Source organism: Bacteroides sp., assembly GCF_028690125.1.
In the GTDB taxonomy this organism is placed as follows: Bacteria; Bacteroidota; Bacteroidia; order Bacteroidales; family Bacteroidaceae; genus Bacteroides.
Genome location: NZ_JAQVBV010000011.1, coordinates 76,412 through 103,318 on the forward strand (window position 1 = coordinate 76,412; position 26,907 = coordinate 103,318).

Here is a 26,907-nt window from a genome sequence, read left to right on the forward strand (position 1 = left end):
GTAGGTGTGTTTTTCTGGAGAATGATGTTAATGCAATTAATTTTGCAGAAAAAAATAGGTTAATCATCCGAAGTTATCGTGTAAAATAGAAGTGGTGATATAGAATATTTTTCAATTATAAAAGGGAGATGGCTGATATGCACTTGCATATCATTTACAAAAGGAGATTGCGTTGATGTGGAGGTTTTCCTCTTGTGAAAGACTTGTATAATCGTTTTGGGTGAAAACAAAGAAGGGAATGTACCAAATTGGCACATTCCCCTTACTTTATTGGCTCTTAGTCTTCTTGAAAGTTATATATTTCTGTCACAATGAAGTCTTCTCCACCATGACCGGATAGACTTTTTAGATCTTCATAGCTATTGCAATAGAAAAAAATATCGTCATCATCATCATTTTGACAGTCTAAACTTAGTGCAATTCTAACATCTGAAACATCCTTTGTGTCTTTCCAGACAATTTTACATGATGCTACTTTAGGAATAGCATTGTTCATGTTTACATATTTATTGTATTCGGCTTGGATGCGATCCATCGTTTCGTCTACATCTGTCAGAATTACGCTCTCATTACAATCATTGCAAAAGCCATAGAAAAAGGATTCACTTGTAAATTCTTTGAACTCTTTTGTATTGGGGTTAATTACGGCTTCACAAGAAACATTCATTCTACCACATTGGGTGCAAATTACTTTCATATCTATTTTTATTGGAATTTAATGATTAAAACACGATTATTGAATAGTTCAGAAGCTTTGTAACCTGTACGCTGTTTCAGCCAAAAATGGTTTTTGCCGAATCCCCAATCGAAGAAATCGTGTGCATCGGTATCTGTTTTTAGTTGTTCCAGTCCTTCACGTAAGTCGCTCTTTGTGCAACAGTTTACTGCTGTGTTGATAATCTGTGCATACGCCAATACCGTTTCAGGGTAATATATGGCTATTGTACTTTCTATTTCTATAGTCTTCATATTCTTATGTGTTGTAGTCATTATTCTATTTGTATGTTATTTATGTAAGTTAATTACTGTAAGCCCTTTGCGGATTGCTCTATTTACGGTGTAATATGTTCCACCGCTGGGCACTTTATCAAAGTAGGCTATTATAGCGGATGCGTTATCTGTCATATAGTCGTTACGTCTGTGAAAACACCCTGTATAATAGTTTTCGGCTAAGGTTACACACTCTGCTATATTTGTGATATGGCAGTAACGCTCTTTGTTTTCGGGTGTAAATCGTCCCGCCTGTAAGCGGAATGGTATTACGGCTATCAAACGTATTTCGGAATGACATTCATCACGTAGCTTCAATACGGCTTCTGCTGATAATAGGTCAAAACCTTCTGCCATACCAGTGATAAATGTGTTGTAACCTTGTTCATACAGTTCGCGAATGATATTGTATATTTCGACAAATAAGGTTTCTTTATCTGTCGAAATACGTTCCTGCCTGTGTCCTGTGAAGGTTACTGCCTTGGCTTTATTGATGTTCATTGTAATCTGTTTCTTTAATTAATATTCAGAGAGTCAATCTTAATTTCAAATAGCCATCGGCATGATTAAAGAAAGGTTTTCTATCTTTTTATCTTCGATTGCAGGTAGGATGATAGCCGCTTTTGATGGGCTGCACATTTTGATGACGACCTCCTTACTGGATATATTTTCAAGTATTAACTTTATATATTCACTTTTGAAGCCAATGCGTAAAGGTTCTCCGGCGTATGCACAAAACAACGTTTCTTCAGCAGAGGTTGAAAAGTCAATGTCTTTACCCGAAATGCCAAGGCATGTACCAATGAAATCCAAAATGATGCAACCTGTTGCAACGCTTGTGAAAATGTTTACTCTCTTGATGGCGGATAGTAAGCTTTCTCTCTCAATAGTTGCCATGTGAGAATGCTCATTGGGGATGATGGCATTATAGTTAGGATAACAACCTTCCAACAAGCGACAGCGGAATGATTCGTCTTTGAACGTAAAGATTGCTTCCCGTCCGTTATGTGTGACCGTGATTGGTGCTGTTTGTTTGCTGGTGAGGTTCTTAATTATTTTGGCAGCTTTGAGTGGAAGAACGAAATCAAAGCTTTCCACTGGCGTGTCCAGTTTGTATGAGTTTCTAACCAACTTATGAGCATCGGTCGCTACTGATTGAAACATACCGTCACTGATAGTGAAGTAAATCCCCGTCATAATTGGACGTATACTGTCTTCGCTGACAGCGAAAAGTGATTGGCTGATAGCTATATTCAATATGGGTGCATCTATGCTGACCTGTTTTTCTATCCCGGCAAGAACTGGTGAAATGGGATATTCGTTAGCCGAAAGTCCCACTAAATCATACTTGCCATTAGCGTACTTGATGGAGGTGGCGAACGTAACTTCGTCAATTGCGAATGCGATGGGCTGCTCTGATAGGTTTTTGAGTGCATCCAATAACCTGTCAGCTGGCAGGCAAATTTTCCCATCCCCCTCGGTCATGGCGAGCGGTAATATACTACACTGTGTGCATTCTCCATCAGAAGCGGTGATTCGTAGACTTTCATTCTCTACCTCAAAAAGAAAGTTGGCAAAAATGGGTTGGGCTTTTGGATGAAACACTTTTGACATTGCGGTCAATTTGTTGCTAAGAACGATTGATGATACTAAAAATTTCATACTTCATTTTTTTTATTTCCCTTATCGTCAAGGACTTTCAGCCCTTTATTGTCGGAAGGTTAATTTTTAGTGCAACCAAGAAACATCCTTCCTATGGAACAAATCTTTTACCCCAAATACTCTTTATTGCAGATAAAGGAAGATTTTGGGTAAAACGAAGCTTGGATTTGTGGAATAAAGTGTAGGATGTTTGAACTTTGCACCTAAAAATCGCTTTACGACAATAGAGGTGACTTAATGTTCGAGTAGAAAAATAATCCTGTGGATGGTAGAAAAGGAAGGGAAGAACGTGCGAGTGCTAAAAAAGGATATTTATAGAGTGGCATTAATACTACTCACTCTTATTTGACATATCTGAATCCGTATCATCCTCACTCATACCTATTACTCCACGGATAGCGCAGAGTGCCGCCATGAGTATCGTAACCAATATAGTGCGTATCGTAAGGTTCATATCGAAAGCTTCCAAGCTGGTTGCTATTAGGATAATGATCGCTATCAGGGCGAGTATCATATTTTTCTTACTCATAAGTATGCCTTATTTGAATGTGATATTCCCGAAAACCGCTACTTGTAGCCATTGGTCGGCATCAGCCGGTGTGCAACAGTGCATCTTTACACGATGCTTGAATTTCACACTAATAGACTCCATCATATAAATGGATTTTTCGAAATTCCAATTCCTGATTAATAAGGAACTGGCTCTATCTGTTATTATATCACCTATGCGAAACCTTACAATCAATATTTTAGGAATTTCTTTTTGTAGATTTGGCAGATTTATTTTTTTGATTTCGTTATTTTCAAATATCCCTTCTTCAATCACTGCCCATGTGCAATATTTATCAATCAGGGCAAGAAGTTCATTGAGAGTTGCTGCGTCCATATTACAAGGAATTATAAAAGGATTACTAATATTTATTATCTGTATAAAAGGTAGTGAAAATGGTTGTCCCGGTAATCGGATTGTTCCTGATTACCGGGTTTGTCTCACTTATTGGAGTTCCATTTCTTCAACACCCATCGTGAAGCCATTCTCCGTCATCATCAAATGAAGGGGATGTATCTTTCGTTTTCATCCAAATACGCCATGATTGCTTTTGCTTCCTCATGCGATGCCCTGTTTCTTTCATCAATGTAGTTGTTATTAGCCATTACCTTAATACATTCTTTGATAGTCCGGTATAAAGACTGTTGCAATGTTGGGTGCATGGTTAATACTGCCGCTGCAAAATTTGAAGGATTAAAGCAGAAACTATTGATACCGTTTTCTACTTGTTTTGCAAGTTGGAACTCTGCTGTTTGATTTACATTCTTATCCATAACAATTTTATTTAGGAACATTTATTTTTCCCTGCAATCCGGATTCTTTCATCCGTCTGCCGGTTTTTCTAAATGCTGTATTAGGTATTCGGGAGGTATCCTGCCAGATTTTTCATCAGAATACATCTGAAAGATGGAGATTGTGATGAAAATGCAGTTTAATCTTGCAGGATACGAAACCGATACCAGACCTTTGCATTTGGACAAAAAACGGTCGATGTAAAGATACCTGCTATTGATAGTCAATCATGGCTATAATAGGTCTCTCTGTTTACGACATAAGGGTCAGAAAAGTACAATAGGTCTCTTCGAAATCGAATTTATATCTCTCCATCATTCTTTTCCGCTCATTTGTAATTTCACCCAAAAATATATCAAGTGAACTAAAAATGGTCAGATGGATTGTGTCACACAGTCCTCTATCATCCGTTATGGCAGATATTCTCACCATGTTTTCCATCTCTGGATTGGATACAGCGCAGCAAGAATGTCCACATAGAATAGCATTGGATGGGATGAAATAATATAGAAGAAGCATATCGTTTTGTTCTTCCCATATATCCATTATCTGTTCTAAAGATAATGGCGTTTCAAGATGATAGGCAAATCTTTCCCAATCATCGAGGATCTCGGTCACGGTTATGTTTACCGTGTCAAATAATTCCGGCATTGTCATCTTAGCAATGCTTTCAAATCTTGCTCTTTTTGGCGTAATCATATTGCTTAGGTTTTAAAATGATTCTTTATACAGGCATTTTTTTGCTTCTTCCCATGCAGCATTTAACTGTTTGACAATATGTAGCAACGCCTTCGTGTTTTCTTTTTGACAAATGTCGTCGTACTGGAATAAAAGAGAAACAAGAATGTTGACATCTTCGTCCGTCATTTGATTTCTCATTTCCGTTATCCAGCAACGTATCTTGTTGATATTTTGCTCTGAACAGGAGTGTTGATGTATCCACTCCATTTGTTTTTTCTCTCTTTTTTCGTTTGCTTGTGCTTCAGAACGTATCTGTTCAATCTCTTCTAGCGAGAGGTTTCCTGATCTCTCAATGCGGAGCATGTTGGAATTACCGGTATCTTCGTCTTTAGCTGAAACTATAAGTAATCCATCCTTATCCACTTCAAAGGTGACACCTATTTTAGGCTTACCCGCTTCTGTGAGTCTCATACCTGATAGGTTGAAGTACCCAATCGACCTGTTTGTCTTTGCAAAATATCCTTCTCCTTGCAGAATGTGAATGGTTACAGTTGCTTGATTATCTTTGGAGGTAGTAAATTCTTCCCGCCGCTTTATTGGGATTGTTTCGTTTGCTGTGATTATCCGTGTCATGATACCACCTTCTGTTTCGACACCCAGTGAGAGGGGAGTTACATCCATTAAGATTACATCGTCAAGTTCCTTATTTAACAAAGCTCCCTCTAAGGCGGCACCTGCCGCAACAATTTCGTCCGGATTCGTACATTTCGATGGTTCTATGCCAAAAAAATTGCGTACCATTTTCTGTACAGATGGGATGCGGGTTGAACCACCCACCAATAATATGTGATCAATCTCTGAATTGGAGATACCTGCTGCTTGCATTGCTTGTGAACAGGGTTGATAACATTGTTCCACGAGCGGAGACACCAGTTCTTCAAACTTTCGTCTGGTAAGCGTTTGGAGAAGATGCCGGGGAATATTGTCTATCGGTATCAGGTACGGAATATTTATTTCGGTCATTTCATTGGCTGACAGCTCTATTTTCGCTCTTTCCGCAGCCTCTTTGATTCTTTGGACAGCCTCCGGAAACTGCCATATATTTATTGAATATTCTTGATGAAACTCCTTGATTAGCCAATCCATGATTGCATGGTCAAAATCGTCTCCACCTAAATGGGAGTTTCCACTGGTCGCCATGACTTCATAAAAACCGTCGTTGCAATCCAGTATGGATATGTCAAAAGTTCCTCCACCCAAATCAAATACTACAATTTTTCCAGGTACACCATTTTTGATACCGAAAGCAAGTGCCGCTGCGGTAGGTTCATTTAGTATCCGCCTGACTTTTAAGCCAGCGATGATACCCGCTTCTTTAGTTGCCTGCCGTTGTTTTTCTGAAAAATAGGCAGGTACAGTGATAACAGCTTCGCTTATTTCCATACCGAGATAATCTTCCGCACTCCTTTTCATCTTTTGAAGGATGTATGACGATATTTCTTGTGGAGTGTATTGTTTTTCTTCAATCTGTACAATCAGTTTTCCATCTTCCAACCCCCGTATTTCATAAGGCATCATTTCTGATTTTTCACTTATTTCAGAGATTTTTTCCCCAATAAAGCGTTTGATAGATGATACGGTACGTGTCGGATTAGTGATAGCCTGCCTTTTTGCAGACTCACCAACCTTTATTCCGGCCGAAGTAATTGCCACAATAGATGGCGTGGTATGTTTTCCTTCGCTATTTGGAATAATGGTCGCATCACTTCCTTCGTAAATGGCCACACAGGAGTTTGTGGTTCCCAAATCTATGCCAATAATCTTCCCCATGTCTATTTCATTGTAATTAGAATCTGTTCTTTAATGAGTTTGTTGGGTAGACTATCTAGTTTGAGCCCGTCAGTAAGTTTTTGTTTTTGGAGTTTTTCGAATAAGGACTCCATCTGTTCGCCTATTGAATATAATTCTTTCACTTGCTTTTCTGTGCGTGTTTCTATACACAATTGATTATAATTGGAATAAGGATTTAATAACATGGATATTGTCATTGCGGCTTGTCTTCTGGTTTTTACTTGATTCCGATTGACGGCGTCCATACATCTTCGGGCATTCTGGATGAGCCGTCTGTTGGTCCTTACCCCCATATATGCTATTAAGTCCTCGGGAGCTATTTTTCTGTCGGAGCTTGCTTGAACCAAAAGTTCTGTAATCTTGGCAGTTGTCTTAATAACAGTACGGACGGACTTTTCATCGTATTCGTACAAGTAGTTAAGAAAGTTAATAAAAAGGTGGTTTTCTTCACTTATGAAATCCAACATTTCCTTTTTAGATATAAATCCCTCACTGTTCCATGCTGTCAATCGGTTTGTGTATTCAGCGAGATTTTCTGATGCAGTTCTATCTGCCTGTACCTTGTCATCCAGTCTATTGAAAAAAACTTCTGCTTCTTGGAGAGCAGAAGAACTGACTGTATTGTTATTTCTATTATTGAAAGATTGTTGAACCAGTATGATGTCTTTGTACGTCCTCTGTTTGCTATCGGCTAATCTTAGCATTTCATCGGAAATATAGTTTCCTATCGTAGCACATCGAATCATATATTGTACGGATTCGGCTTTATCCAGTGTGGTATCTGCTATCATAAAATGCAATACAGTATCTTCCAGCATTTTCCACTTTTCCAGAGTCACTATTAGGTCAGGAGTGGATATGTTTTCTATGGTACCCAGTTCTTTCTGGAATTCCCCATAAGCAGAAAAAGCCTCTATCTTGCAATCTATTTTCGATATTTGTCCTTTAGATGAACACGAGATAATCGTTAACACTAAAGCCAAGAAATAAAGTATTCGTATTTTCATTGTTGTTGAATGTTAATTGCTTATAATCAGTGTTCTTGTTTGTTGTATGATGATGGTATGAGTTTGTTTGTATCTTATTTTATAGAAAATATGGTGACCTGAAACCTTTTTCGCCGTTTGACCGTCCATTATAACTGGCAAATGTTTTTGTCATCAATCGCTGTTAGACTAAGAATGGGTGCTCTAAGTTTGATAAACTTCCAAAATATGTATTTTAGAGACATTATACAGATTTCTTTTTGACATGTTTGAAGTGGAATCTTTTCTTGCGTCTGGTTCATTTTCATTTTGGGGTATAGGCGATCTACTTTGGTATCACTCTTACCAATGGATTTTGTTATTAGCATTTTGCTATTAGCTAAATTGTATCTAACTTTTTCTTTCATATCTTTTTTTGCAAAAGTATGAATAATTGCACATACTATAAAATCGAACTTGTATGCTTTAATTATATTTATGCAATTGAACTTTATTGAAAATAATTAATCGAACCTAAATACTATAAGTTAGTTATGTTTTGTAAGTCGCTGTTATTTTAGATCGTATCGAACATTTATGAACTGTTAGTGTTGATGAGTAGTGTGATTTATATTAAGTTTGATTATGTGTTTATATTTAATTAATCAAACATTAGTATTGTTATTTTTATAAAGCTAGAATTGATAATCTATTGTTAATTAAGAGGAGATAAATTAGGAAGTAGAATGTTCTATGAGCTTCTAAAAGATACTGTTTGGTATCTTTTGGCTTTATCATATTGTGTGTAATTTCTGAATCATCGATTAAGTGAAATGAACCGTTAATAGTATATAAAGTAACATGCATTTAAAGTATGATTTTTATTATTTGAATATTAATTGTACCTTTGTGCATTAATAAAAAATAAATCCATGACCAGAATAGGTTATATAAAACTGAATGTATCGAGCACCTCTCAAGACAGTATGGAAATACTGGAGAGTCTTGGCTGTAAGAAGATTATTATAGAGCAAGTAGAAGATGAAGTAACACGTCCTCAATGGAAGCGTATGCTAACTCAACTGAAAAAGTCAGATGAGCTAGTTGTTCTTGGTCTCAGTAATGCAATTAGAGGGTTGCGCGAACTTGCTGCATTTTTTGAGTTATGTCGTATAAAGAAAATCCGTTTGATTTCTCTAAAAGATAAGCTAGATTCCAATGATGAACTATTTCCCGCTTCTACTTCTAAATTCATGGATGTATTTGCTTCTTTAATGGGAGATATAGCCGTGGAAAGAGGGGCTAGTGCTCGCATCCGTGCACAGAATAGAGGGAATGCTCTCGGGCGGCCGGTTGGCAGTCGGGATAAGCAGAGAGAAAAACTCTGCATTGAACTTTATATGGGTGGTAGCAATGTTGAAGATATTTTAAAAGAGACAGGGTTTCGTTCAAAAAGTTCAGTTTTTAGAATTTTGAGGAATAATGGTATGGAACCTGACCGTCGTCCGGGTAAAAAGAAAAAAGCAGATTAGGCTATCAAATTATGCACAAATATGATAATCGTCAAACAGATGGCTACATATAAGCTAAATATACGTTCTCTTTCCTTTACATATTGAAGATCTGCAAGTCTTGCTGAACAGATTATTGTCATCCATCCGAACAAGATGGACGTTGCTAGTGTGCGTGGACGGAATCCAACTATCGAAAATTCGATATATAATGCTGCCATGCCTAATAATAGCAATGGTATATAAATTAGATTCCTTTGAGAAAAAAACAGTTCGTTCCACTTTCTAGGTACCCAATCATGTAGCTTTGCGCCTATTTCTATGATCAGAAATAAAGCTAAAACGATGTATATCACATAAGGTTTGGGTGTAAGGGAAAGAAATGCCATCTGTATAATGCAATATCCCAAATAAATAACGCCGACCTGTATGGCTGTTTCAGCCACGACTAATTGTGTCCAGGCAAGCCATCGAGGAATACGAACCGATTCCTTTCTTCTGTGCAGGTCCACTACAAGGAATAGTGAAGGAAAAATTACCGAAAAACAAAATACACAAGCTTTGAATAGAGTTATTTGTAATCCGCTGGCACCTATATTGCCCATTGATGCAATCACGTACAAGATTACCAATAGCAGAATGGCAAAAGCCGTATAATACAACGCTATGAAAAAATGTCTGAAAAGTTGGTAAATACGGTTGGATATACGGATTCCATCACTCAGGCACAACGTTGCCAGTGCCGCTATCCATGATGTCAACATCAGCGTATGAGGAAATCCGGCATGATAGGCTCCCGTCATGTAGATAACAAAAAGTGCCGGTGTTCCATAATAAATGACTCTTTTTATCCTGCCAAGATAGTGCATCCCGCAAAGAGATGGAATACCAAAACACAGCCATTCGCTTTGCCGGGTGTACAGGTACAACAAGAAGGTGAGAGTTGCGCATCCGAATTCTATTGGAACATCAACGAATGTCATTTTTGTTAGTGTCCGTATTATGGTCAGTAGTTTTGCAGGAAGAATTCTTGCCCAAATCATTGTTTTAGAAGAATTTGAATTTTGCATTATTATCCATTAGGAGTCTGCCTTCCGACATGGTTTGGTGGCTTCCTGACTTACATTCAAATAAATCAAGGGAGATATTTGAAAAGAAAAAATAGGGAATGGAAAGTCCGGGAAACGACTCTTCTTTCGCTCTGTATAATGATGAAAAGTCCTTAGAGGAGGCATAATAGGTTTTGCCTCCCTGATGAAAGCTTACTTCTGTACCTTGAATGGAGGTTATCTGTACTTTCTTGAAAGGAGGATCTGAAGGTGTAGGCTTATTCGCTACATAATAGTCACCGGTTTTTATAGTGGCAGGTCTCATTCGGTTGGGTGTAGCCATCTCCCAAGTATTGTATTCAGTCATTATGGCGAGTTGTTTTCTGGGGCGCGTGAGGGCTACGTACAAACATCTTCTTTCCTCTTCGATGGCATCTGCACCTTCTTTAATGGCAATATCACAAGGGTAGCTCCCAATACACATGTCGAGAATGTAACAATAGTCAGCTTCCAGACCTTTTGCCGAATGAATGGTGGAGATAATGACGGCATCATCCGTTGCCGGGTTTGTGCCTGTTTGCGGGTCCAACACATAGTCGTTGATGAATCCGGAAAGTGATTTCGCATTTGCGGCAATTTCAATCAAAGCGGCAAAGTCTTTCTTTCGCCTGTTCCAGTCTTTTTGATATTTATCGGATAGCAAATCGACCAATGATTTTACGATTCCTGATAGGCACGACTGGGTATCCATGCTTTGGGATAAAGCATACCTTATTACTTGAGCAGGCGCGCTGAAGTGAGTCGTGTCTTTCATCAAATCCACCATCTCTTCCAATGTATTTTCATCTTTCATGGAGCCAATCATCTTCTTCGCTTTGGATTCGCCGATTCCCGGCCAAAGTTCGAGGTATCTCATCCAAGCCAACTCGTCGTGCGGGTTTGCGATGATGCGCAAAGTGGATACGACATCCCTTATATGTGCCGATTTCAATAGAGAGATACCTCCGTACAGGACGTATGGGATATGATTGGCCAGCAGAGTTGCTTCTACCTGTTTTGCTTGATACGCATTTCTTGCCAGTACCATGTGATCAGCATAGTGTGCTCCATTTTTGAGATGCTCTTTGATGTCGGATTCAATAAATACAGCTTCTTCCGCCTTGTTATTCACAAAAACCAAAAGCGGCTTTTTACCTTTCTTCTGCTGTGCTACAAGCTTCTTCTCGTATTTCAATGGCGACATTTCGAGCAATTGATTGGATACATCCAAAATCGCTTGCGAGCTGCGATAGTTTCTGACCAGCTTCATTACCGTTGAATCAGGAACACGCTCTTTGAAAGAATGGATGGAGTGAAAGTCTGCTCCCCTGAAGGCATAGATGGACTGTGCATCATCTCCGACACAAAACAGGTGGCAACCGGGCATGAATATCTCAAGTAGTTTCCATTGCAACGGGTTGGTGTCCTGCATTTCGTCTACCAGTATATGGTCATACCGTGAAGTTACCCGTTGGCGGAGAGGTGCGTTTTGAGTAAGGGCATCAACGGCTTTGATAAGTATGTCATCATAATCTAAATATCGGTGTTGCTTTTTGTATTCCTCGTAGAGTCCGATGATGTGTTCTATGGTTCCCGTGATGCTTTTCAAATAAGACTCGGTGGCTTGATCGCCAAATTTGTTATACAGAAACTTATGTACAGACACACTCATTTCACAATCCGTGTTCAACTGAAATGAGCGGATAGAAAGTATGTCTGACGCTTTTATGCTATCAGTAAGGCTGTTCTTCTCTTTGTTGAATACAAGCCTCATGACAACCTCTTGGTCGTCTCCGTCAATAATAGTCCATCCACCCATGTGGAAGAAATCTGGATTGGCACGGATAATCTCTAAGCACCAGCCATGAAAGGTTGAGCCTTGCAGCATCGCATCTATTTTTTCTTCGGCAAGGATATGGGCGGCACGTACTGCAATCTCGTTGGCAGACTTTCGGGTGAATGAGATGATTTTTAACCGGGATGAGTCAACGTTGTTTTTGATCAGCCATGCGGCTCTTGAGATGATGGTCATCGTCTTCCCTGTTCCGGCACCAGCAAGTAGCAATAAGTGCTTCCCGTTAAAAGTGACAGCCGCTTTTTGTTCTTTGTTTAAGTTGTTCAGATACATTTTTCTATTTATTTTATACACAAATATCGTGAAAAACAACGAGATAAGAAAGCATTATGAGTATAAAGTTTGATTATTATATCTATTTAATTAAATCGAACTAATATCGGATTTAGGATATTTGTATTGGCTAATCCAAATTCAATATTTACAGCTTAATTATAAATTGTTTATCAATATGTTGTGGATTAACAAGTCTGATGTTCATTAATTGATAGTGATGTCTATTAACGCTTTACTACAAAAAGTGACAAGTCTGATTTAATGTAAAATCAGACTAAATATAGGACTTGGACATACTATACCTGAATCTGACGAATTACCAGTATTGAAACTTATACTGGTTCCAATCCAAAGGTATCTATCAATAACTGTAAAGCTGGATTTGCTTGGAGGAATTGACCTAAAACAGCTTCTTGCAAAGGTCGTTGAAGCAGAATGTCGGCAATATCAATCCCGGCATTCCATTGTTCATCGCTTGTATTTTCTTCCATCAGATTTGAAATAGACACTGAGAAATGTTCTGATTTTAATTTAGCATAAAAGGCATACCATGTATCATACGCTTTTGAATCAGGGAAAAGGCATATTCTTCTGCCTTGAAGAATGTGATACCTTGAATGAAGACAACCATTCTTACCGCCACTGGCAATCCAAACAAACTCCCTCATGTAGGCTGCACTAATTAATGCTGATTTTTCGCTTTCGACAATGGCAATTGGTTTATCCGGATATAGCTTCAGGAGATGTTCTCCAAAGAAGCATTGCTCTAAATGAAAGTTTTCAAGTTTCATTTCGCTATGAGCCCAAGTAATCCGGCTGTACCCTTCTTTCACTCGATGCCCATTGCTTCGGTGGTAGAGCATAATCTTTCCGGTACGGATTTCTCCATCAATGGATACTTGCCAGAATACAGTAGCAGCACCATTCCATTTTTTCGATGTGCCTACGTGGTATTCTTTGAATAACTCTGTCGTTTCGTTCTGTCCAAGTTTTGTGCAGAGGAAAAAAAATAGATTGTTGTTTGCATACCAGTGTCCGGAACACGAAGCACACATTACTTTCTTGTCAATGCAACTTACCATATGAGGTTGTGAGATATGTGGGCGTACTTGTTTTATGAAAGTCGTTGTAACTTGATCGTTACCTGCATCCATCAGTTCTTTTAGAGCTTCGGGATTGTCTCTAAAAAACGCTGCCGGCGGATAATGGTAGCCACAATTATTGGTTCTATTGCACTTACCCACAGTTTCGGGAAAGATAAAGCTGCCTTCTGTATCCGCATAACGTGTAAATTCCTTCTGCCGTCCGCAACCGGGACAAGTGTATCGATTCTTGTTGGTACGGTCATATTTTTCTAATACGAATCTATAGCTTTTCATGAATTATTCGCTGTTTTGAGGACTAAAATGCCAATATCGCCATCGAAATGGTATTGTTTCACTCTTTAGATATTGCATATATTATCCGTTGATATTCAGATTCTTGTTTGTATAAAATAGAATTTTAAAGATGGCAAATCGCCAATATCGCCAGAATCGCCAGTGTGTATTACTAAAAGCTGTACATCTTCTTATAAGTTCCATGTCGTTGCTTTGAAAATAGTTTCTCTGACCGGGTGCTGTCCCCAACAAACCGGTCGAAGGTTCGTGGTGGCATTCCGAGATTCGTAGCAATATCTTTACCTGCTTTCGTCTCGAACTCTTCGGGCAAAGCCATATAGACCTTGCGCTCCAATTCTGACAGGTGGATGTCATTTTCAACAAAAAAGTAGAAATAAATCCGATGGAAAACTTTTCTGAAATATTCAATGAGTAAAATGGCGCGCTGTACAGTGGACAGGTCTATCTGTTCCATCGTTGCTTCACCGTTTCTCCACCGTTCAGCCTGAATGATGAGACACAAACGTCCTAATGCTGTACTAAGTTTACCGAAGTAACTGGCAAGTATGATATTACCACTGTCATTCATCTCGTTAATCATTTGCACATTGGCTTGTTTCCATTCGGTGAATTTGGCTTTTGCCTCTTTTGATAGTTTGAGATTTTTAGGAATAACCTCTTTGCTATCATCAATAACTGCCAATTCAAGGATATCCTCGATGAAGGAATTCCACCAATCCAGCTCCTGCTCGGGGACGTTATCATCGTCTGCCAATTCCAGCTTCTGATCAAGCGGGTAGGCAAACAATAATCGGGCCATAAAACCATTCTCTGTTTTATCTCCGTCAATCAGGTGTTTCAATTGTTCAATTTGAGTTCCTCCGATTACAGAGATTAAGGGTTCTGTTACTACAATGTTATAATCTTCGCTCTTGCGGTTGTAGATGATGTCACTGTGATTGTAACGTTCGTTCCAGAACGTACTTTCATCCATGCCTTTGGTATATCTTTGGGAGTTCTTCGTCCATCGGCTAATCTCGTCTTGGTATAGTAACATTCCATTTTTAGAACATTCGAGCGCAGAAACCAGCCATTCAAGCGTATAATCTTGAGTTATGAAGTATGCTTTTTTAGGTGATTTCGGCTTTTCCAGCCCTTCTTTGTCTTTGGTATTCTCGTATTTTTCTAACTTTTGGTAAAATGCTTCCAGCTCTTGGTTGTATTGCAAGGCAAGTTTCCTGTTGTGTAGTAGCAAAGGTCTAAGGATTAAACGTGTGGGCGGTGTCTTTCCGATGCTTGGGTAACCAACCATTACGTAAAACAGTCCCGGATAATCGTGGAAAGTGTTGTTGATCTCAATGCGGAACCGTTTGCCGATAGCCACCCCTATGGCACACAGAATATTGATTCCCAGATAATCTTTCTTGAAACGAAGATGCTCGTGGATGGACAAGATGAACTGTCTGGTTCTAAGGGAAAAGGCTTCGACCGGAAATTCTCCCAGTGCTGTTTCTGTTTGTATCTGTTTTGCATCTGCAATAACATCTTCAGGCGTTACGGGCTTTTTCCCTGCCGTCTTTTGATCTCTCATAATTATTGTCTATCGTAGGTGAAAGGGAATGGATGTCTCGGATAAAATATCCTCTTCGGTTTTTATCTTGTGAGCTTTTATCCACTCAGTCAATTCAGACTTACGAAAACGCAGACTATTCCCGAGCTTGTAATACGGAATCGCATTGTTGCATGTATAGCGGTAAATAGTGCTTTTACTCTTCTTCAACAGTACGCTCGCTTGTTCAATGTCGATTTCGTCACCATTATCAATGAATAGCATCTGTTCACTCTCCTTTGACTGGTTCTCCACTTGGGTTGACATCATTTCGATGAGATGCTCGATTGCCTGTGGCAAGTTATCGTGTGTAACTTTGCCGAATTTTTCAACGTTTGCCATTTTGTTACATTTTTGATTTGATGCAGCAAAGGAAAGCAAAGAACTAATGATGATAATTTGTCATCATCTAATCTTCAATTATTTAAGATGTCTTAATGCATGCCTCGTAAACGGAAAAAGCCCTATAATCTCGTTGTCGGAGATCATAGGGCTCATTAATGGGCTGTATGTATTTGCCTTATGAAATGATTCTTTGGTTATATGGCATTGTCGTTCTCATCTCCTTTACGAAATCAGATATGATATTGCCTTCCTCTGATATTCTGTATAGAGGGATGATGGACGTAGAGGAAGTACGGGTCGAGTTCCTATAAAGTGATTGGGGATCATAGTCCTTTAAGTCGATAAAACACGATAAATATTTGAAAAAATCCGCTTGCTTGAGCTTTTTATAATAACTCATCAACTCGGATATGTTATGAAAGAAGTGAGCCACGTCCTGCATGGATAGGTACTGTGGAATTACGACTTTATTGACAACCTCAATTTTTCTCCTGTCGTTGATAAAGTATTCAAATATACTTTGCTTGATGGTGGTAATATCATCCGCCGAAAAAAAAGCCGATAATGTTGTTGTAATGTAGCGCTCAAGAAATTGCCATGTTTTGCTGTATAGTTCACTGTTATAGTCGTCAACCGTAACCTTTTGGGTAGAAACCGAGGTGGCACCTCCCGGATAAAGGGAGAGCTGCGTGTTTATGTTTTCAGAAGTCGTGCTATCAGAAGAACGATTCTCTGGTTGAGAAAGGTTCTTCAGATAGGTTTTCAGCACCTCATACTTACCCTTGTGGATTCTGTTGAACGCAACATAATTACATTTTTTTGAGACTTCGAGAAGTTCTTTATCCAACCACTCTTTATCATTCCTATGGATTTGCAGAGCATCAATATATGCGTCTATTTTTTGTTCGCATGTTTCATTGACTTTCTGAATGGCCAGAAGAACCATGAACCCTAACGGAACAATAGGGAAAATATAATATTTTAGGTACCATGGGATGTCCAATAGCATTGAGCACGCAATTAAGGAGACACACAATGCCTGGGCTATAATGAAGGATTTATTGGATAGGTTTATCATTCTGTTATTGATTTTGTCAAGATAATCATTGATGTTTACTTTTAGTAACCTGCTTATATACAAATTTCAGTGCTCTTCAAATGTGAAAAAGTATCCTGCTGCTGAGTTTCTAGTCAGTTTCATGTCTGTCTGGCTTAATTGGTTGGCGAATAAAAGATATATTCTAAATTTTTTGAACATGTTATTGTTACCTATGCAAAGGTACATTTTATCCATAAACGCTGCAAAATGTTGGCTGACAAAATTCCATTTCCCCACACAGTTTTACACATCATTCCTGAAAACTCAAAAAAATCAGCCTTTTCAAACACTTTATCGTAAATCATCAACGCTAAAATTTAAAGTTAAGGCTATACTGTCATGGAGGTTTAAATAACAGCAATTATCAATTGGGAGTAGAACAAGGCACAACGTTGCACCCAACATGAAAGTTTTTTTCTGACATTACGAAATGAATAAATTAATCGAAATAATAAAATCAGTCTTTTCTAAATACTCATGAGATCGTCTAATATATGAGTGAAAGAGGAGGAGAAACAACCATACATATTAGAGTCAGTTACCCCCAAAACAAAGGTCTAAGATTGATCAATACTTCTCATTTTTGTACCTCAATGAAAAAACAAAAAAAGACTTGATTATTTGAGATAAAATCAGTATTTTTGCAATGAGTTAAGGACATTTAGAAAATGCGATCATTGCTATATTATTGATTATCAGTATTTTACATTTTCATTTTTTGTACCTCGTGTGTATCTCTCTTTTTCATTCACTGTTTGAATTGATTGACTATCAGTATTTTGCATAGTTTTTCAATATCCTGTATCGGCAAGTAAGAGGTGATTATCATCGATTAGCATATATTACTATTGATTAATAAGGCGTTGAAATTCAACGCCTTTCTTTTTGCTCTTATCATTGATCGTAGTCATTGATAGTGCATTTTCAGCTCATTTTTGTACCGTATTTGGGTCTCGGAGGTTTGCATAGTAAAAACCATCGGCAAGGTTGTGGTCACTGTGGTACGCAATGGTACGTGTTGGTACGCAATGAAACACTTTTGGCGAAATAACAAGAGAAAGAAATGAGCAGTAAAATCGAAATTCAGAAAAAATGTGATTGGTGTGGAACAGTTTTCACTGCACGTAAGACAACTACGGCATATTGTTCTCACAAGTGTGCCAATCTGGCTTACAAAGACAGAGTTAGGAAACAGCGAGTTGAAAGTCTTCAAATTGAGTTTAACAAGAAAGCTCAAAAGAATCCCGATTTAGAAAAAGAGTATTTAACACCTACCGAAGTATCAAAACTACTCGGTATTGGTAGAACATCTACTTATAGGTATATCAGAACCGGACAGATAAAAGTTGTTCGGTTTAATGGCAAGACCTTGATAAGACGTATTGACATTGAGCAAATGTTTGATTTCTTACAGGTACAAGACGTAGAAAGCAAGCCAAAAGAGAAAGCCTCTATCACCGAGTTCTACACCACAGCCGAAGTCAAAGAGAAATACAATGTAGTTGACTCATGGATATTCGTTGTAGCTAAAAAGCACAACATTCCCCGAACCTTCAATCGTGGCAAAACTTATTGGAGTAAAAAGCATATCGACAACTATTTTGCTAAGAAAGCAGCCAATCCGGAAATAACAGAATGGTACTCCGTGCAGGAGATTCAGGATAAATTCGATATGACTTTGGCTGCTATCTATACGCTCGCCTCAAAGAATGCTATCCCCAAAAAGAAAGAGGGCATCATGGTCAGCTACTCCAAAAAGCATTTCGACATAGCCAAAGGCGTAGCCCAGCCCGAAGAACCGCAATACTACACGGTAGCAGAAGCGATGGAGAAATTCAATCTCACTCGTGACCAACTCTATCATTACGCTAAGTACCATAATATCCCTAGAGTGAAAGTCGGCAAATACACTAAAATCTCCCGACCTGAACTTGATAAATTGTTGGGTGATCCGAAAATAGAGTAAGTTATTCAGCGGTGACGGTAGCCACCATATTATCACCGCTTTTCTTTGCAATCAAAAAACAAGTATAAATCATTAAAAAACAATCGTATGATACACACGTGCACCAAAGTTACAGTTCGCCAAAGAGCCATCCGTAACGACAAAATTTCTCTCTACCTTGATTATTATCCGGCTATTCGCCATCCCGAAACCATGATTATGAGCCGTCGGGAGTATCTCGGCATCTACATTTACGCCCACCCAAAAAACGAAATGGAGCGTGAGTTCAACAACGATATGCTGAACAAAGCCGAAGCCATCCGGTGCATCCGGGTACAGTCACTCATCAACGAAGAGTTCGGTTTCTTAGACAAGCACAAGATGAAAGCCGACTTTCTCGCCTATTTTGCCAAGATGATGAAGAGTAAAGATCAAAAATGGAAAGTAGTCTACGCTCACTTCTACAACTTCGTACAGGGAAAATGCTCTTTTGGTGAAGTGAATGTAGATTTATGCAAAAGGTTCCGAGCTTACTTATTGAACGCTAAGCAACTGAAACATACTCAGCACAAAGTATCGCTTAACTCCGCAGCAGGCTACTACTCCACATTCAGAGGTCTATTGAAAATCGCTTATCGGGATAAGCTGCTCCGTGAGAACATCAACGACTTTCTGGATAAGATTGAGTATGAAGACGTAAAGAAAGAGTATCTGACATTAAACGAGGTAAAACAATTAGCAGCCACACCCTGCGACATACCTGTTCTAAAAGCCGCCTCTCTGTTCTCTTGCCTGACAGGACTACGTATCAGTGATATTATGAATCTACAATGGTCTGATTTTGGCATCGCTCCCGACCAAGGTTACTGTATTCGTATCCGTACCCAAAAGACCAAGACCGAAGCCACACTCCCCATTAGCCACGAGGCTTTTGAACTATGCGGAGAGGTTGGAACGGGTAAAGTCTTTAAGGGGCTTAGCCGAAGCATGATAAATTATCCTCTAAAAAACTGGCTAAAGCAAGCTAAGATATTGAAACATATCACATTTCATTGCTTTCGGCACTCGTATGCCACCCTTCAAATTGCCGCAGGGACAGACATTTACACCGTCAGCAAGATGCTTACACACCGTAATGTATCGACGACGCAGATATATGCGGAGCTGGTGAGTGAGAAGAAACGAGAGTCGGCAAACAAAATCTCATTGAAATAATAAAATCAACTTTATAGTTGAAATATTGCTATTTATAAAACAAATATCAACTTAATTATTAACTTTGCAAAACAGGAAATAAATGGTAACAAAAGAAGATGTAGAAGTGTTCCTTAAGCAGTTCCAACAGAAGCTTAAAGTATTCAGCATCATTTTTAGAGATGATAGAGGAAAGAATGCTCAAGCACTGGCAGACTTAGAAATAACACCTAAATATAGAGAAACTGTTATAAAAGAAATCAAAACTGAAGACTATTGCCAAGGCCCTATTGTTGATACATTAAACCACATGGGAGATATGTGGGTGTTTGGTAAAGACGTAAAGGGACAAGAGGTATATATCAAGATTTCATTAGGTCAGAAAAATAGTCAAACAATATGTATTTCGTTTCATATATCTGAATATAAAATGAAATACCCATTTAAAGGAGAAATACAATGAAGAGTCCTTTTACAGGAGGGAAAGTTGTCCTCCACCAAGAAAATGCAGAGTTGGTGTTTCGCAGAGAAAAATTTAAGTACATCTATTTGTACTATCTATGTGAAGACACCAAAGAAAGATTTACCACCACAGAGATTGACGAAATCAATCTCTCACAGGTATATAATCAATATCGTATCAAATATGGAATCCCATTTCCCGATGAGATTAAGCGTATCCGACAGATGTATGAGCTTTCGGCATCTAAGATGTCAGAAATATTAGGATTTGGGGATAACCAGTATCGGCTATACGAAAATGGAGATATACCCAGTGAAGCAAATGGCAAAATACTCAGCTCAATAAAAGAACCGTCTATATTCAAGGTATTTGTAGAAAATGCAAAGAACCAATTTGAAGCCAAAGAATTTGAAAAGATTCTCTCTAAGCTTAAAAAAGTAATGGAGCATGAGAAGTCACATATCAAAGAAGCACTTATTTTCGATTCATACTCAAGGGGAGCTTACAATGGCTATGCTGCTCAGTCATACAGTAAATTGAAAAACATCATACTCTATTTTATAGAAAAATGTGGTGATACGTTCAATACCAAAATGAACAAACTATTATTCTATACGGATTTTCTATCTTATAAGACCTATGGGCGTGGAATCAGCGGTTTAGCTTATAGAGCGATTCAATTCGGACCGGTACCTGTAAGATGGGACAGAGTATATAGTTTGATGGATGATGTTTATCCGGAAATAGTAGAATTTAACTCCGGCAATTGCGGAACCAAGCTATGTTCTACCCTATCACCCGATTTCTCTTGTTTCTCTACTGAAGAACAAAGTATTCTAGATACTGTATGGGAAAAATTTAAAGATATTTCCGCATCAGATATTTCAGAATTGAGTCATAAAGAAGATGCTTGGGAAAAATATAATACCACCAATCTGATGATTGACTATAAAGAAGCATTCACACTCCGCGCATTCGATTAGAGATAATGGAAATATTTCTCATCAACATATCATATAATAAACAAATAGCATTATATTTGCATATTATATGATATGTTACAACTATGGCAAAGAATACAATGGGGACTAAATTACCTCGCAAATTACAGCAGAAAATGGAGATTGTAGGTGAGCAGATCAAATTAGCACGCTTACGCCGTAATTTGAGTGTGGCACAAGTGGCTGAACGAGCTACCTGCTCACCTCTCACGGTATCACGCATCGAAAAGGGTGTGCCTACCGTTGCCATAGGTATCTATCTTCGTGTGCTTTACGCTCTGCAACTGGATGAAGATATTCTCTGGATTGCCAAAGAGGACAAATTGGGAAAATCACTGCAAGATTTGACCCTAAAGAGTCGTGAGCGCGCATCTAAAAAGGAATAAACAATGAAAAAGCTATTAGTATATGCCGACTTTGATTGGCTGAAAGATATTAAACTTATCGGAGAACTAAGTTATGAATCGCTTCGTGGCTCAGATAGCTATGCTTTCAAATTCAATGATGAATGGCTGAAGCGATATGGCAACCTATTTATTAGTGCAGACCTGAATAACTACAAAGGACTGCAATACACACAACCTGAGAAAGATATTTTCGGCTGTTTCTCCGATGCATTGCCCGACCGTTGGGGACGTACGCTGCTCAATCGTAGAGAGCAAATCTTGGCTACCGAAAAGAAACGTCCTATCCGTCGCTTATCCTCATTTGATTATCTACTGGGAATTGATGATTCATCTCGCATGGGAGGATTTCGATTTAAAGAAACACCCGATGGCGATTTTATCAACTCCGGCAATACGCTGCGCATCCCACCATTAACCAGTATCCGTGAGTTGATTCATGCCACCGGGGAGATCGAAAAAAGCGAAGAGGAAAACAAACTACCTGATAAGAAGTGGCTCACTCAATTAGTGCAACCCGGTTCTTCATTAGGTGGAGCTAGGCCGAAAGCCAGCGTAGTTGATACTGATAAAGTATTGTATGTCGCCAAGTTTCCCTCTCGTAAAGATGATTACAATGCAGGGCTTTGGGAACACTTCTGCCATCTATTAGCCAAGAAAGCAGGAATCAATGCAGCATCTACACAAGTAATCTCCACAAGCGACAAGTACCACACACTCTTATCACGTCGTTTTGATAGAACCGATGACGGCAAGCGAATACATTTTGCCTCTGCCATGACATTACTCGGACTCTCGGACGGTGCCAACGCAAGTACTGGAAACGGCTACTTAGATATGGTAGACTTCATACTTCAAAATTGCACAGAGGTAAACAAGAACCTCCAAGAACTATACCGTCGTGTAGCTTTTAACATTTGCATCGGTAATTCCGATGATCACTTCCGCAATCACGGTTTTCTGCTCACATCTAAAGGTTGGACTCTATCTCCTGCTTACGACATGAATCCAACACTGAATGAATATCAGAGTCTACTTATTTCCAACTCTTCCAGCAGAGCAGACTTAGCAATTCTATCAGATGCTTGTGAAGACTATATGTTACCTCGAGACGTAGCCACAAAAATCATCTCAGAGGTGACAATAGCCGTTAAAGACTGGAAAGCATTGGCAACTAGATTAGGAATAGCGAACAGCGAAATGGAATTACTCGGGAATACCTTTAATAGTCGGATTAAAGAATACATCTAATTCTTTGGCAAAATAGATAGTCATTTGCCTTATAGAGAAGACAAACGCAGCCATATCAACGCCAAATGCGGACAATTGCACAAACAATTTGGAGTCAAATAGTTATTACTATATATTTGCGCACAAATGATAACTATTGATTAATATGACAGCTAAGAAAACCGACTACATTATTATATATTCTTTCCTATGTGCATCAATATTGAGTATTGCTGTATTAGTTCGCATGTTTGCAGTAACAGAGCTCAAAATGGACGAGTTCTCGGCTCTTATGGTCTTTTTCGTAACTTGCCTTTTGCTTGGTGGCTTCTATTTTAGTTTCCAATCCATATTGAATGATTGTCTTTTGCCTATTGTAGAGCGAATTTTTAGAAAGAAACACCCACAATTAGAGCCTGAAATTATAGTAGAACCGCTTGTGGAAGCTCCACAAGAACAGAAGGAGCCTGCTGTGCTTAACTACGGAGAATATAAACAAACTGCACAACATAAATTTGCGCAGGAGCAGGCACAAACTTTGGAAAAGGTTCTCTCCTATACAGGGAAAGAGATGGCATTGTATATGACCGAAAGCGAGTTGCAACAACTTTACGAGCATATCCGCTTTTTTCAATCCGCTACAGAACAGGAATGCGAACAGTTAAGTAACCCTGTGGCCATTGATGCCAAACTAAAATCCATCGACCTGATGCACTTTGGCTGGAATATCGGTAACCAATTTAAGAAGTCTGGTATTGAAACGGCAACTTTCATCAAGCACGTTTTCGCCAAAGAACTACACGATAGCGTAATTTCCACCATCAAGCGAAAACTCAGAGTCGAAGGTACTTGCATTATTAAAATCAAAGAGGAGTTATAAATTATATTTTTTAGTCTATATCAAGCGATCACTTTGGCGTGGTCGCTTTTTTTATGCCGTAACCTATTGGTATATAGCAATAATCACCATTGATAAGTTATTAACCAGTTATATCTTGGTGGCTAATTTCACCATAAAATCACCAGTTTTCTTTGCACATGAATTATTAAAATCAAGAATTTATGTGTAAACAAGAAATCACCTTTGATAAGTTACCGCAGGCGATAACTTATCTGACCGAACAGGTCGCAGAGTTAAAACAATTGGTATCGGAGCTTCAACCACCACAATCTGAGAAACACCAATTAGTAGGCATTGACGATGCTTGCCGTATTATCCAAAAAGCCAAACCTACCGTCTATGCCCTTGTGCGTAAAGGATTGCTACCTTCTTATAAAAAAGGGAAACAGCTCTATTTTTATGAGGATGAATTACTGGCATGGATAGAAAACGGTCGGAAGAATACTTCAGAACAGAACTATGACCAGATGCTGGCTTCGATGCAAAACGGAGTACGTCGCAAACCGAAATCAGGCTTTAACCTTTAATCCGTCAGAGTTATGGAAGAGAAATCAATAACTCCCGAAGGAATTATCAATCAAGCAATGGGAATGAATATGTCTTTTGCAGGCGCAGAATTTCCGGTTGAGATATTTCCATCAAAGATTCAGCAAATTATACATGAGGTGTATGAGTGTCAAAGTTATCCTATTGATTATACGGCCGCCTCTATCCTGACTGCCATTGCAGCAGGAATAGGCAATACCCACCTTGTCCAAATGAAACAAGGTTGGGTGGAGAGTGCTATTTTGTTTGTAGCATTAGTCGGCCGACCGGGTGCAAACAAAAGCCATCCCCTCAGCTTTGCCATGAAGCCCTTTATCAACTTCGATTATCAGCAAAATCTGGAATTTGGAAAACTGTATGCTAAATATGAGCAAGATATATCTATGAGTAAAAAAGAGCGTCAAGATGCCGGTGCGGAGGAGTTTCCACAAGAACCAATCCGCAAACGCTTTCTGGTTTCGGACATTACACCCGAAGGATTAAGTTATATCCATGCACAGAATAAACGTGGACTTTGCCTCTGGTCGGATGAACTTTCGGCATGGTTTAAAAATTTCAACCGTTATAATAATGGTTCGGAAGAACAGTTCTGGCTGTCGGTATTCAGTGCCAAGACTGTTATTTCCGATAGAAAGAATGCTAAAAGTTCCGTTTTCATCACCCGTCCATTCATTCCGGTGATCGGCACCATCCAGAAAAAGATTCTAAGCGATTTAGCTCATGGCGACCGTTCAAGCAACGGATTTATTGACCGTATCCTGTTCATCATGCCTGCCATTCAGCAAAAAGCTCGATGGAATGAGAAAGATATTTCTCCCGATTTGGAATCCCAATGGCATACACTACTAAATGGGCTTATCAACATTGAGTGCTCATTTGATGAAAACAATGAAATTCAGCCTTCAATCGTAACCTTCAGCGACGAGGCTCGCAGGCTATTGTATAAATGGCAGCATAACCACGCGGACCTGTGCGATAATCTTAGCAATGAAATGCTTTTAGGAATATATTGTAAACTGGAAATCTATATCATTCGCTTTTGCTTGGTGATACAGATAACCCGTTGGCTTTGTGGGGAGTGCGGAAAAGATCAGGTAGACACAGAAACCGTTCAACGAGCGATTCTGCTAACGGAATATTTCAAACAAACCGCTACCAGAGTGCAAAATCTAATGAATGAAACGGCTCTTACTGTTCAACAACAATCCGTTCTATTTCAACTCCCCGAACTCTTCAGCACTGCACAAGGCATAGAGATAGCAGCCAGTCAAGGGATGAAAGAACGGGCGTTCAAAGAGTTCCTGAGTAAACACACAGGAAACCTTTTTCAGAAAGATCGGCATGGAGAATACAAAAAAGTATAACCGCATTATCCACACTATCCACATTTTGAGAAACCAAAATGCAGAAAATGTTGAAAATGCACTAAAAAAAGAATCAATGACACACAGATTTATATTAGAACCATACAAAAGCATTGCCTCCCGACACACCTGTCCGGAGTGCAAGCACAAAAGATGTTTTTCCCGATATGTTGATACGGAAGGAACAATCTCCTTTCCGGAATACGTCGGACGGTGTAACCGTGAACAGAAATGTGGTTACCACCTTACACCCAAAACATACTTTGAACAGAATCCTGAACAATGTGAACAGTCACAAGTGCGTGAACGTTTGTTCCGCCCGGCTCCACCTCCATCACCAACAAGCTATATAGATGACACTCTAGTAGAACGGTCAATGAGTCATTACAAAGAAAATAAACTGTTCCAATTCCTATCTACTCAGTTTGGTGAGGATGAATCATTGCGACTAATGAAGCTTTATCAAGTAGGAACAGCCAACCATTGGCAGGGTTCAACGGTATTTTGGCAGACAGATGCATATGGCAAAGTGCGTACTGGCAAAATCATGCTCTATAACTCAACTACGGGCAGGCGTATTAAAGAACCTCACAATCATATTACGTGGGTACATTCCATTCTTTATAAGGATGGCTTTAATCTGAAACAATGTTTCTTTGGAGAGCATCTATTGCCTAAAGAGAGTACAAAGTCCGTGGCCATTGTAGAAAGTGAGAAGAGTGCTCTTATCGCCAGTTCCTACCTGCCACAATATTTATGGATCGCTTCGGGTGGCAAAAATGGCTGTTTCCGTGAGGAGAATCTCAGTGTACTCAAAGGCAGAAACGTTGTGCTCTTTCCTGACTTGGGAGCCACCGATGACTGGTCGGCCCGAATTGCCACAATGCAACGAATGGGAATTACGGCTAAACTTTTCGATTATTTAGAAAAGAATGCTACTTCTGAACAGCGGAAAAATGGATTTGACATTGCTGATTTTCTATTGGAGATGAAGCAACCGCAAGCTATTTTACAAGCCATGATTGCAAAGAATCCGGCTCTCAATTTGCTAATAAAAGAGTTAGATTTAAAGCTCATCGAAGAACCTGTACGACCTATTTCCACCGCAAAGAGAAAAGGATTCAGGCTTTAAGTAAAATCGTAGATTTTGAGATAGCAAGTTTATGTTTTGGGCGTCCCAAAACCTTGTCTTAATCCCGTTGGTCT

General features: G+C 39.0%; 28 protein-coding genes. 11 read left to right on the forward strand and 17 right to left on the reverse strand.

Annotated features, from left to right (window positions below; all coding sequences use genetic code 11):
- Positions 1–277: 277 nt before the first annotated feature.
- From PHO71_RS09465 to PHO71_RS09515, 11 genes are all read right to left on the reverse strand, one after another.
- Complete coding sequence (locus PHO71_RS09465) at positions 278–697, reverse strand: hypothetical protein (RefSeq protein ID WP_300202231.1); 420 nt, start codon at positions 695–697, stop codon at positions 278–280.
- An 8-nt stretch (positions 698–705) separates the two neighbouring features.
- Positions 706–969, reverse strand: coding sequence for a hypothetical protein (locus PHO71_RS09470; protein ID WP_300202234.1), 264 nt, complete (start codon positions 967–969; stop codon positions 706–708).
- A 36-nt stretch (positions 970–1,005) separates the two neighbouring features.
- Complete coding sequence (locus tag PHO71_RS09475) at positions 1,006–1,491, reverse strand: SLOG family protein (RefSeq protein ID WP_300202237.1); 486 nt, start codon at positions 1,489–1,491, stop codon at positions 1,006–1,008.
- 45 nt (positions 1,492–1,536) lie between these two features.
- Positions 1,537–2,652: a DNA polymerase III subunit beta gene (gene dnaN, locus PHO71_RS09480; RefSeq protein WP_300202240.1), complete on the reverse strand. Its 1,116-nt coding sequence runs from the start codon at positions 2,650–2,652 to the stop codon at positions 1,537–1,539.
- 331 nt (positions 2,653–2,983) lie between these two features.
- The gene (locus PHO71_RS09485) at positions 2,984–3,181 is read right to left on the reverse strand and encodes a hypothetical protein (protein WP_300202243.1); all 198 of its coding nucleotides are present in this window, start codon (positions 3,179–3,181) and stop codon (positions 2,984–2,986) included.
- A 9-nt stretch (positions 3,182–3,190) separates the two neighbouring features.
- The gene (locus PHO71_RS09490) at positions 3,191–3,538 is read right to left on the reverse strand and encodes a hypothetical protein (RefSeq protein ID WP_300202245.1); all 348 of its coding nucleotides are present in this window, start codon (positions 3,536–3,538) and stop codon (positions 3,191–3,193) included.
- A gap of 161 nt (positions 3,539–3,699) precedes the next feature.
- A complete protein-coding gene (locus PHO71_RS09495; protein WP_300202248.1) occupies positions 3,700–3,975 on the reverse strand; it encodes a hypothetical protein in 276 nt (91 codons plus the stop codon).
- Between the two features lie 271 nt (positions 3,976–4,246).
- The gene (locus PHO71_RS09500; protein ID WP_300202251.1) at positions 4,247–4,693 is read right to left on the reverse strand and encodes a hypothetical protein; all 447 of its coding nucleotides are present in this window, start codon (positions 4,691–4,693) and stop codon (positions 4,247–4,249) included.
- Positions 4,694–4,705: 12 nt separating this feature from the next.
- Complete coding sequence (dnaK, locus tag PHO71_RS09505; RefSeq protein WP_300202254.1) at positions 4,706–6,505, reverse strand: molecular chaperone DnaK; 1,800 nt, start codon at positions 6,503–6,505, stop codon at positions 4,706–4,708.
- Positions 6,506–6,507: 2 nt separating this feature from the next.
- Positions 6,508–7,533 carry a hypothetical protein gene (locus tag PHO71_RS09510; RefSeq protein ID WP_300202256.1) on the reverse strand — a complete coding sequence of 342 codons (1,026 nt, stop codon included), beginning with the start codon at positions 7,531–7,533 and terminating at the stop codon, positions 6,508–6,510.
- Positions 7,534–7,661: 128 nt separating this feature from the next.
- Entirely contained in the window at positions 7,662–7,919 is a 258-nt protein-coding gene (locus PHO71_RS09515) for a hypothetical protein (RefSeq protein WP_300202259.1), read from the reverse strand.
- 504 nt (positions 7,920–8,423) lie between these two features.
- Here PHO71_RS09515 and PHO71_RS09520 point away from each other — a divergent pair.
- The gene (locus tag PHO71_RS09520) at positions 8,424–9,023 is read left to right on the forward strand and encodes a recombinase family protein (RefSeq protein WP_300202262.1); all 600 of its coding nucleotides are present in this window, start codon (positions 8,424–8,426) and stop codon (positions 9,021–9,023) included.
- On the opposite strand, the gene PHO71_RS09525 is transcribed toward PHO71_RS09520, so the two are convergent.
- The 6 genes from PHO71_RS09525 to PHO71_RS09550 all read right to left on the reverse strand — a co-directional run bounded on the left by PHO71_RS09525 (position 9,020) and on the right by PHO71_RS09550 (position 16,563).
- Positions 9,020–10,045 (reverse strand): hypothetical protein, encoded by a 1,026-nt coding sequence (locus tag PHO71_RS09525; RefSeq protein ID WP_300202265.1) that lies wholly within the window; start codon positions 10,043–10,045, stop codon positions 9,020–9,022. The two genes, PHO71_RS09520 and PHO71_RS09525, sit on opposite strands and share 4 nt — an antisense overlap.
- Positions 10,046–10,049: 4 nt before the next feature.
- Positions 10,050–12,218, reverse strand: coding sequence for an ATP-dependent helicase (locus PHO71_RS09530; protein ID WP_300202267.1), 2,169 nt, complete (start codon positions 12,216–12,218; stop codon positions 10,050–10,052).
- Between the two features lie 335 nt (positions 12,219–12,553).
- Entirely contained in the window at positions 12,554–13,600 is a 1,047-nt protein-coding gene (locus tag PHO71_RS09535; protein WP_300202270.1) for a DUF6371 domain-containing protein, read from the reverse strand.
- A gap of 172 nt (positions 13,601–13,772) precedes the next feature.
- A complete protein-coding gene (locus tag PHO71_RS09540; protein WP_300202273.1) occupies positions 13,773–15,191 on the reverse strand; it encodes a DUF3987 domain-containing protein in 1,419 nt (472 codons plus the stop codon).
- A gap of 9 nt (positions 15,192–15,200) precedes the next feature.
- Positions 15,201–15,551, reverse strand: a complete 351-nt coding sequence (locus tag PHO71_RS09545) for a helix-turn-helix domain-containing protein (protein ID WP_300202275.1) — start codon at positions 15,549–15,551, stop codon at positions 15,201–15,203.
- Positions 15,552–15,729: 178 nt separating this feature from the next.
- Complete coding sequence (locus PHO71_RS09550; RefSeq protein WP_300202278.1) at positions 15,730–16,563, reverse strand: hypothetical protein; 834 nt, start codon at positions 16,561–16,563, stop codon at positions 15,730–15,732.
- 1,153 nt (positions 16,564–17,716) lie between these two features.
- On the opposite strand from PHO71_RS09550, the gene PHO71_RS09555 reads away from it, so the two are divergent.
- From PHO71_RS09555 to PHO71_RS09600, 10 genes are all read left to right on the forward strand, one after another.
- Positions 17,717–18,619, forward strand: coding sequence for a helix-turn-helix domain-containing protein (locus tag PHO71_RS09555; RefSeq protein ID WP_300202281.1), 903 nt, complete (start codon positions 17,717–17,719; stop codon positions 18,617–18,619).
- An 87-nt stretch (positions 18,620–18,706) separates the two neighbouring features.
- The gene (locus PHO71_RS09560) at positions 18,707–19,813 is read left to right on the forward strand and encodes a site-specific integrase (RefSeq protein WP_300202284.1); all 1,107 of its coding nucleotides are present in this window, start codon (positions 18,707–18,709) and stop codon (positions 19,811–19,813) included.
- Positions 19,814–19,895: 82 nt separating this feature from the next.
- Positions 19,896–20,255, forward strand: a complete 360-nt coding sequence (locus PHO71_RS09565) for a toxin (RefSeq protein ID WP_300202286.1) — start codon at positions 19,896–19,898, stop codon at positions 20,253–20,255.
- Entirely contained in the window at positions 20,252–21,238 is a 987-nt protein-coding gene (locus PHO71_RS09570; RefSeq protein WP_300202289.1) for a type II toxin-antitoxin system antitoxin SocA domain-containing protein, read from the forward strand. Before PHO71_RS09565 ends, PHO71_RS09570 begins: the two co-directional genes overlap by 4 nt.
- Positions 21,239–21,321: 83 nt before the next feature.
- Positions 21,322–21,642 carry a helix-turn-helix transcriptional regulator gene (locus tag PHO71_RS09575; RefSeq protein WP_300202292.1) on the forward strand — a complete coding sequence of 107 codons (321 nt, stop codon included), beginning with the start codon at positions 21,322–21,324 and terminating at the stop codon, positions 21,640–21,642.
- 3 nt (positions 21,643–21,645) lie between these two features.
- Entirely contained in the window at positions 21,646–22,911 is a 1,266-nt protein-coding gene (locus tag PHO71_RS09580) for a type II toxin-antitoxin system HipA family toxin (RefSeq protein WP_300202295.1), read from the forward strand.
- Between the two features lie 145 nt (positions 22,912–23,056).
- Positions 23,057–23,770, forward strand: coding sequence for a hypothetical protein (locus tag PHO71_RS09585; RefSeq protein ID WP_300202298.1), 714 nt, complete (start codon positions 23,057–23,059; stop codon positions 23,768–23,770).
- Between the two features lie 182 nt (positions 23,771–23,952).
- Positions 23,953–24,318, forward strand: a complete 366-nt coding sequence (locus PHO71_RS09590) for a helix-turn-helix domain-containing protein (protein WP_300202300.1) — start codon at positions 23,953–23,955, stop codon at positions 24,316–24,318.
- Positions 24,319–24,330: 12 nt separating this feature from the next.
- Complete coding sequence (locus PHO71_RS09595; RefSeq protein WP_300202303.1) at positions 24,331–25,701, forward strand: DUF3987 domain-containing protein; 1,371 nt, start codon at positions 24,331–24,333, stop codon at positions 25,699–25,701.
- A gap of 76 nt (positions 25,702–25,777) precedes the next feature.
- Positions 25,778–26,833, forward strand: coding sequence for a DUF6371 domain-containing protein (locus PHO71_RS09600; RefSeq protein ID WP_300202305.1), 1,056 nt, complete (start codon positions 25,778–25,780; stop codon positions 26,831–26,833).
- Positions 26,834–26,907 lie beyond the last annotated feature (74 nt).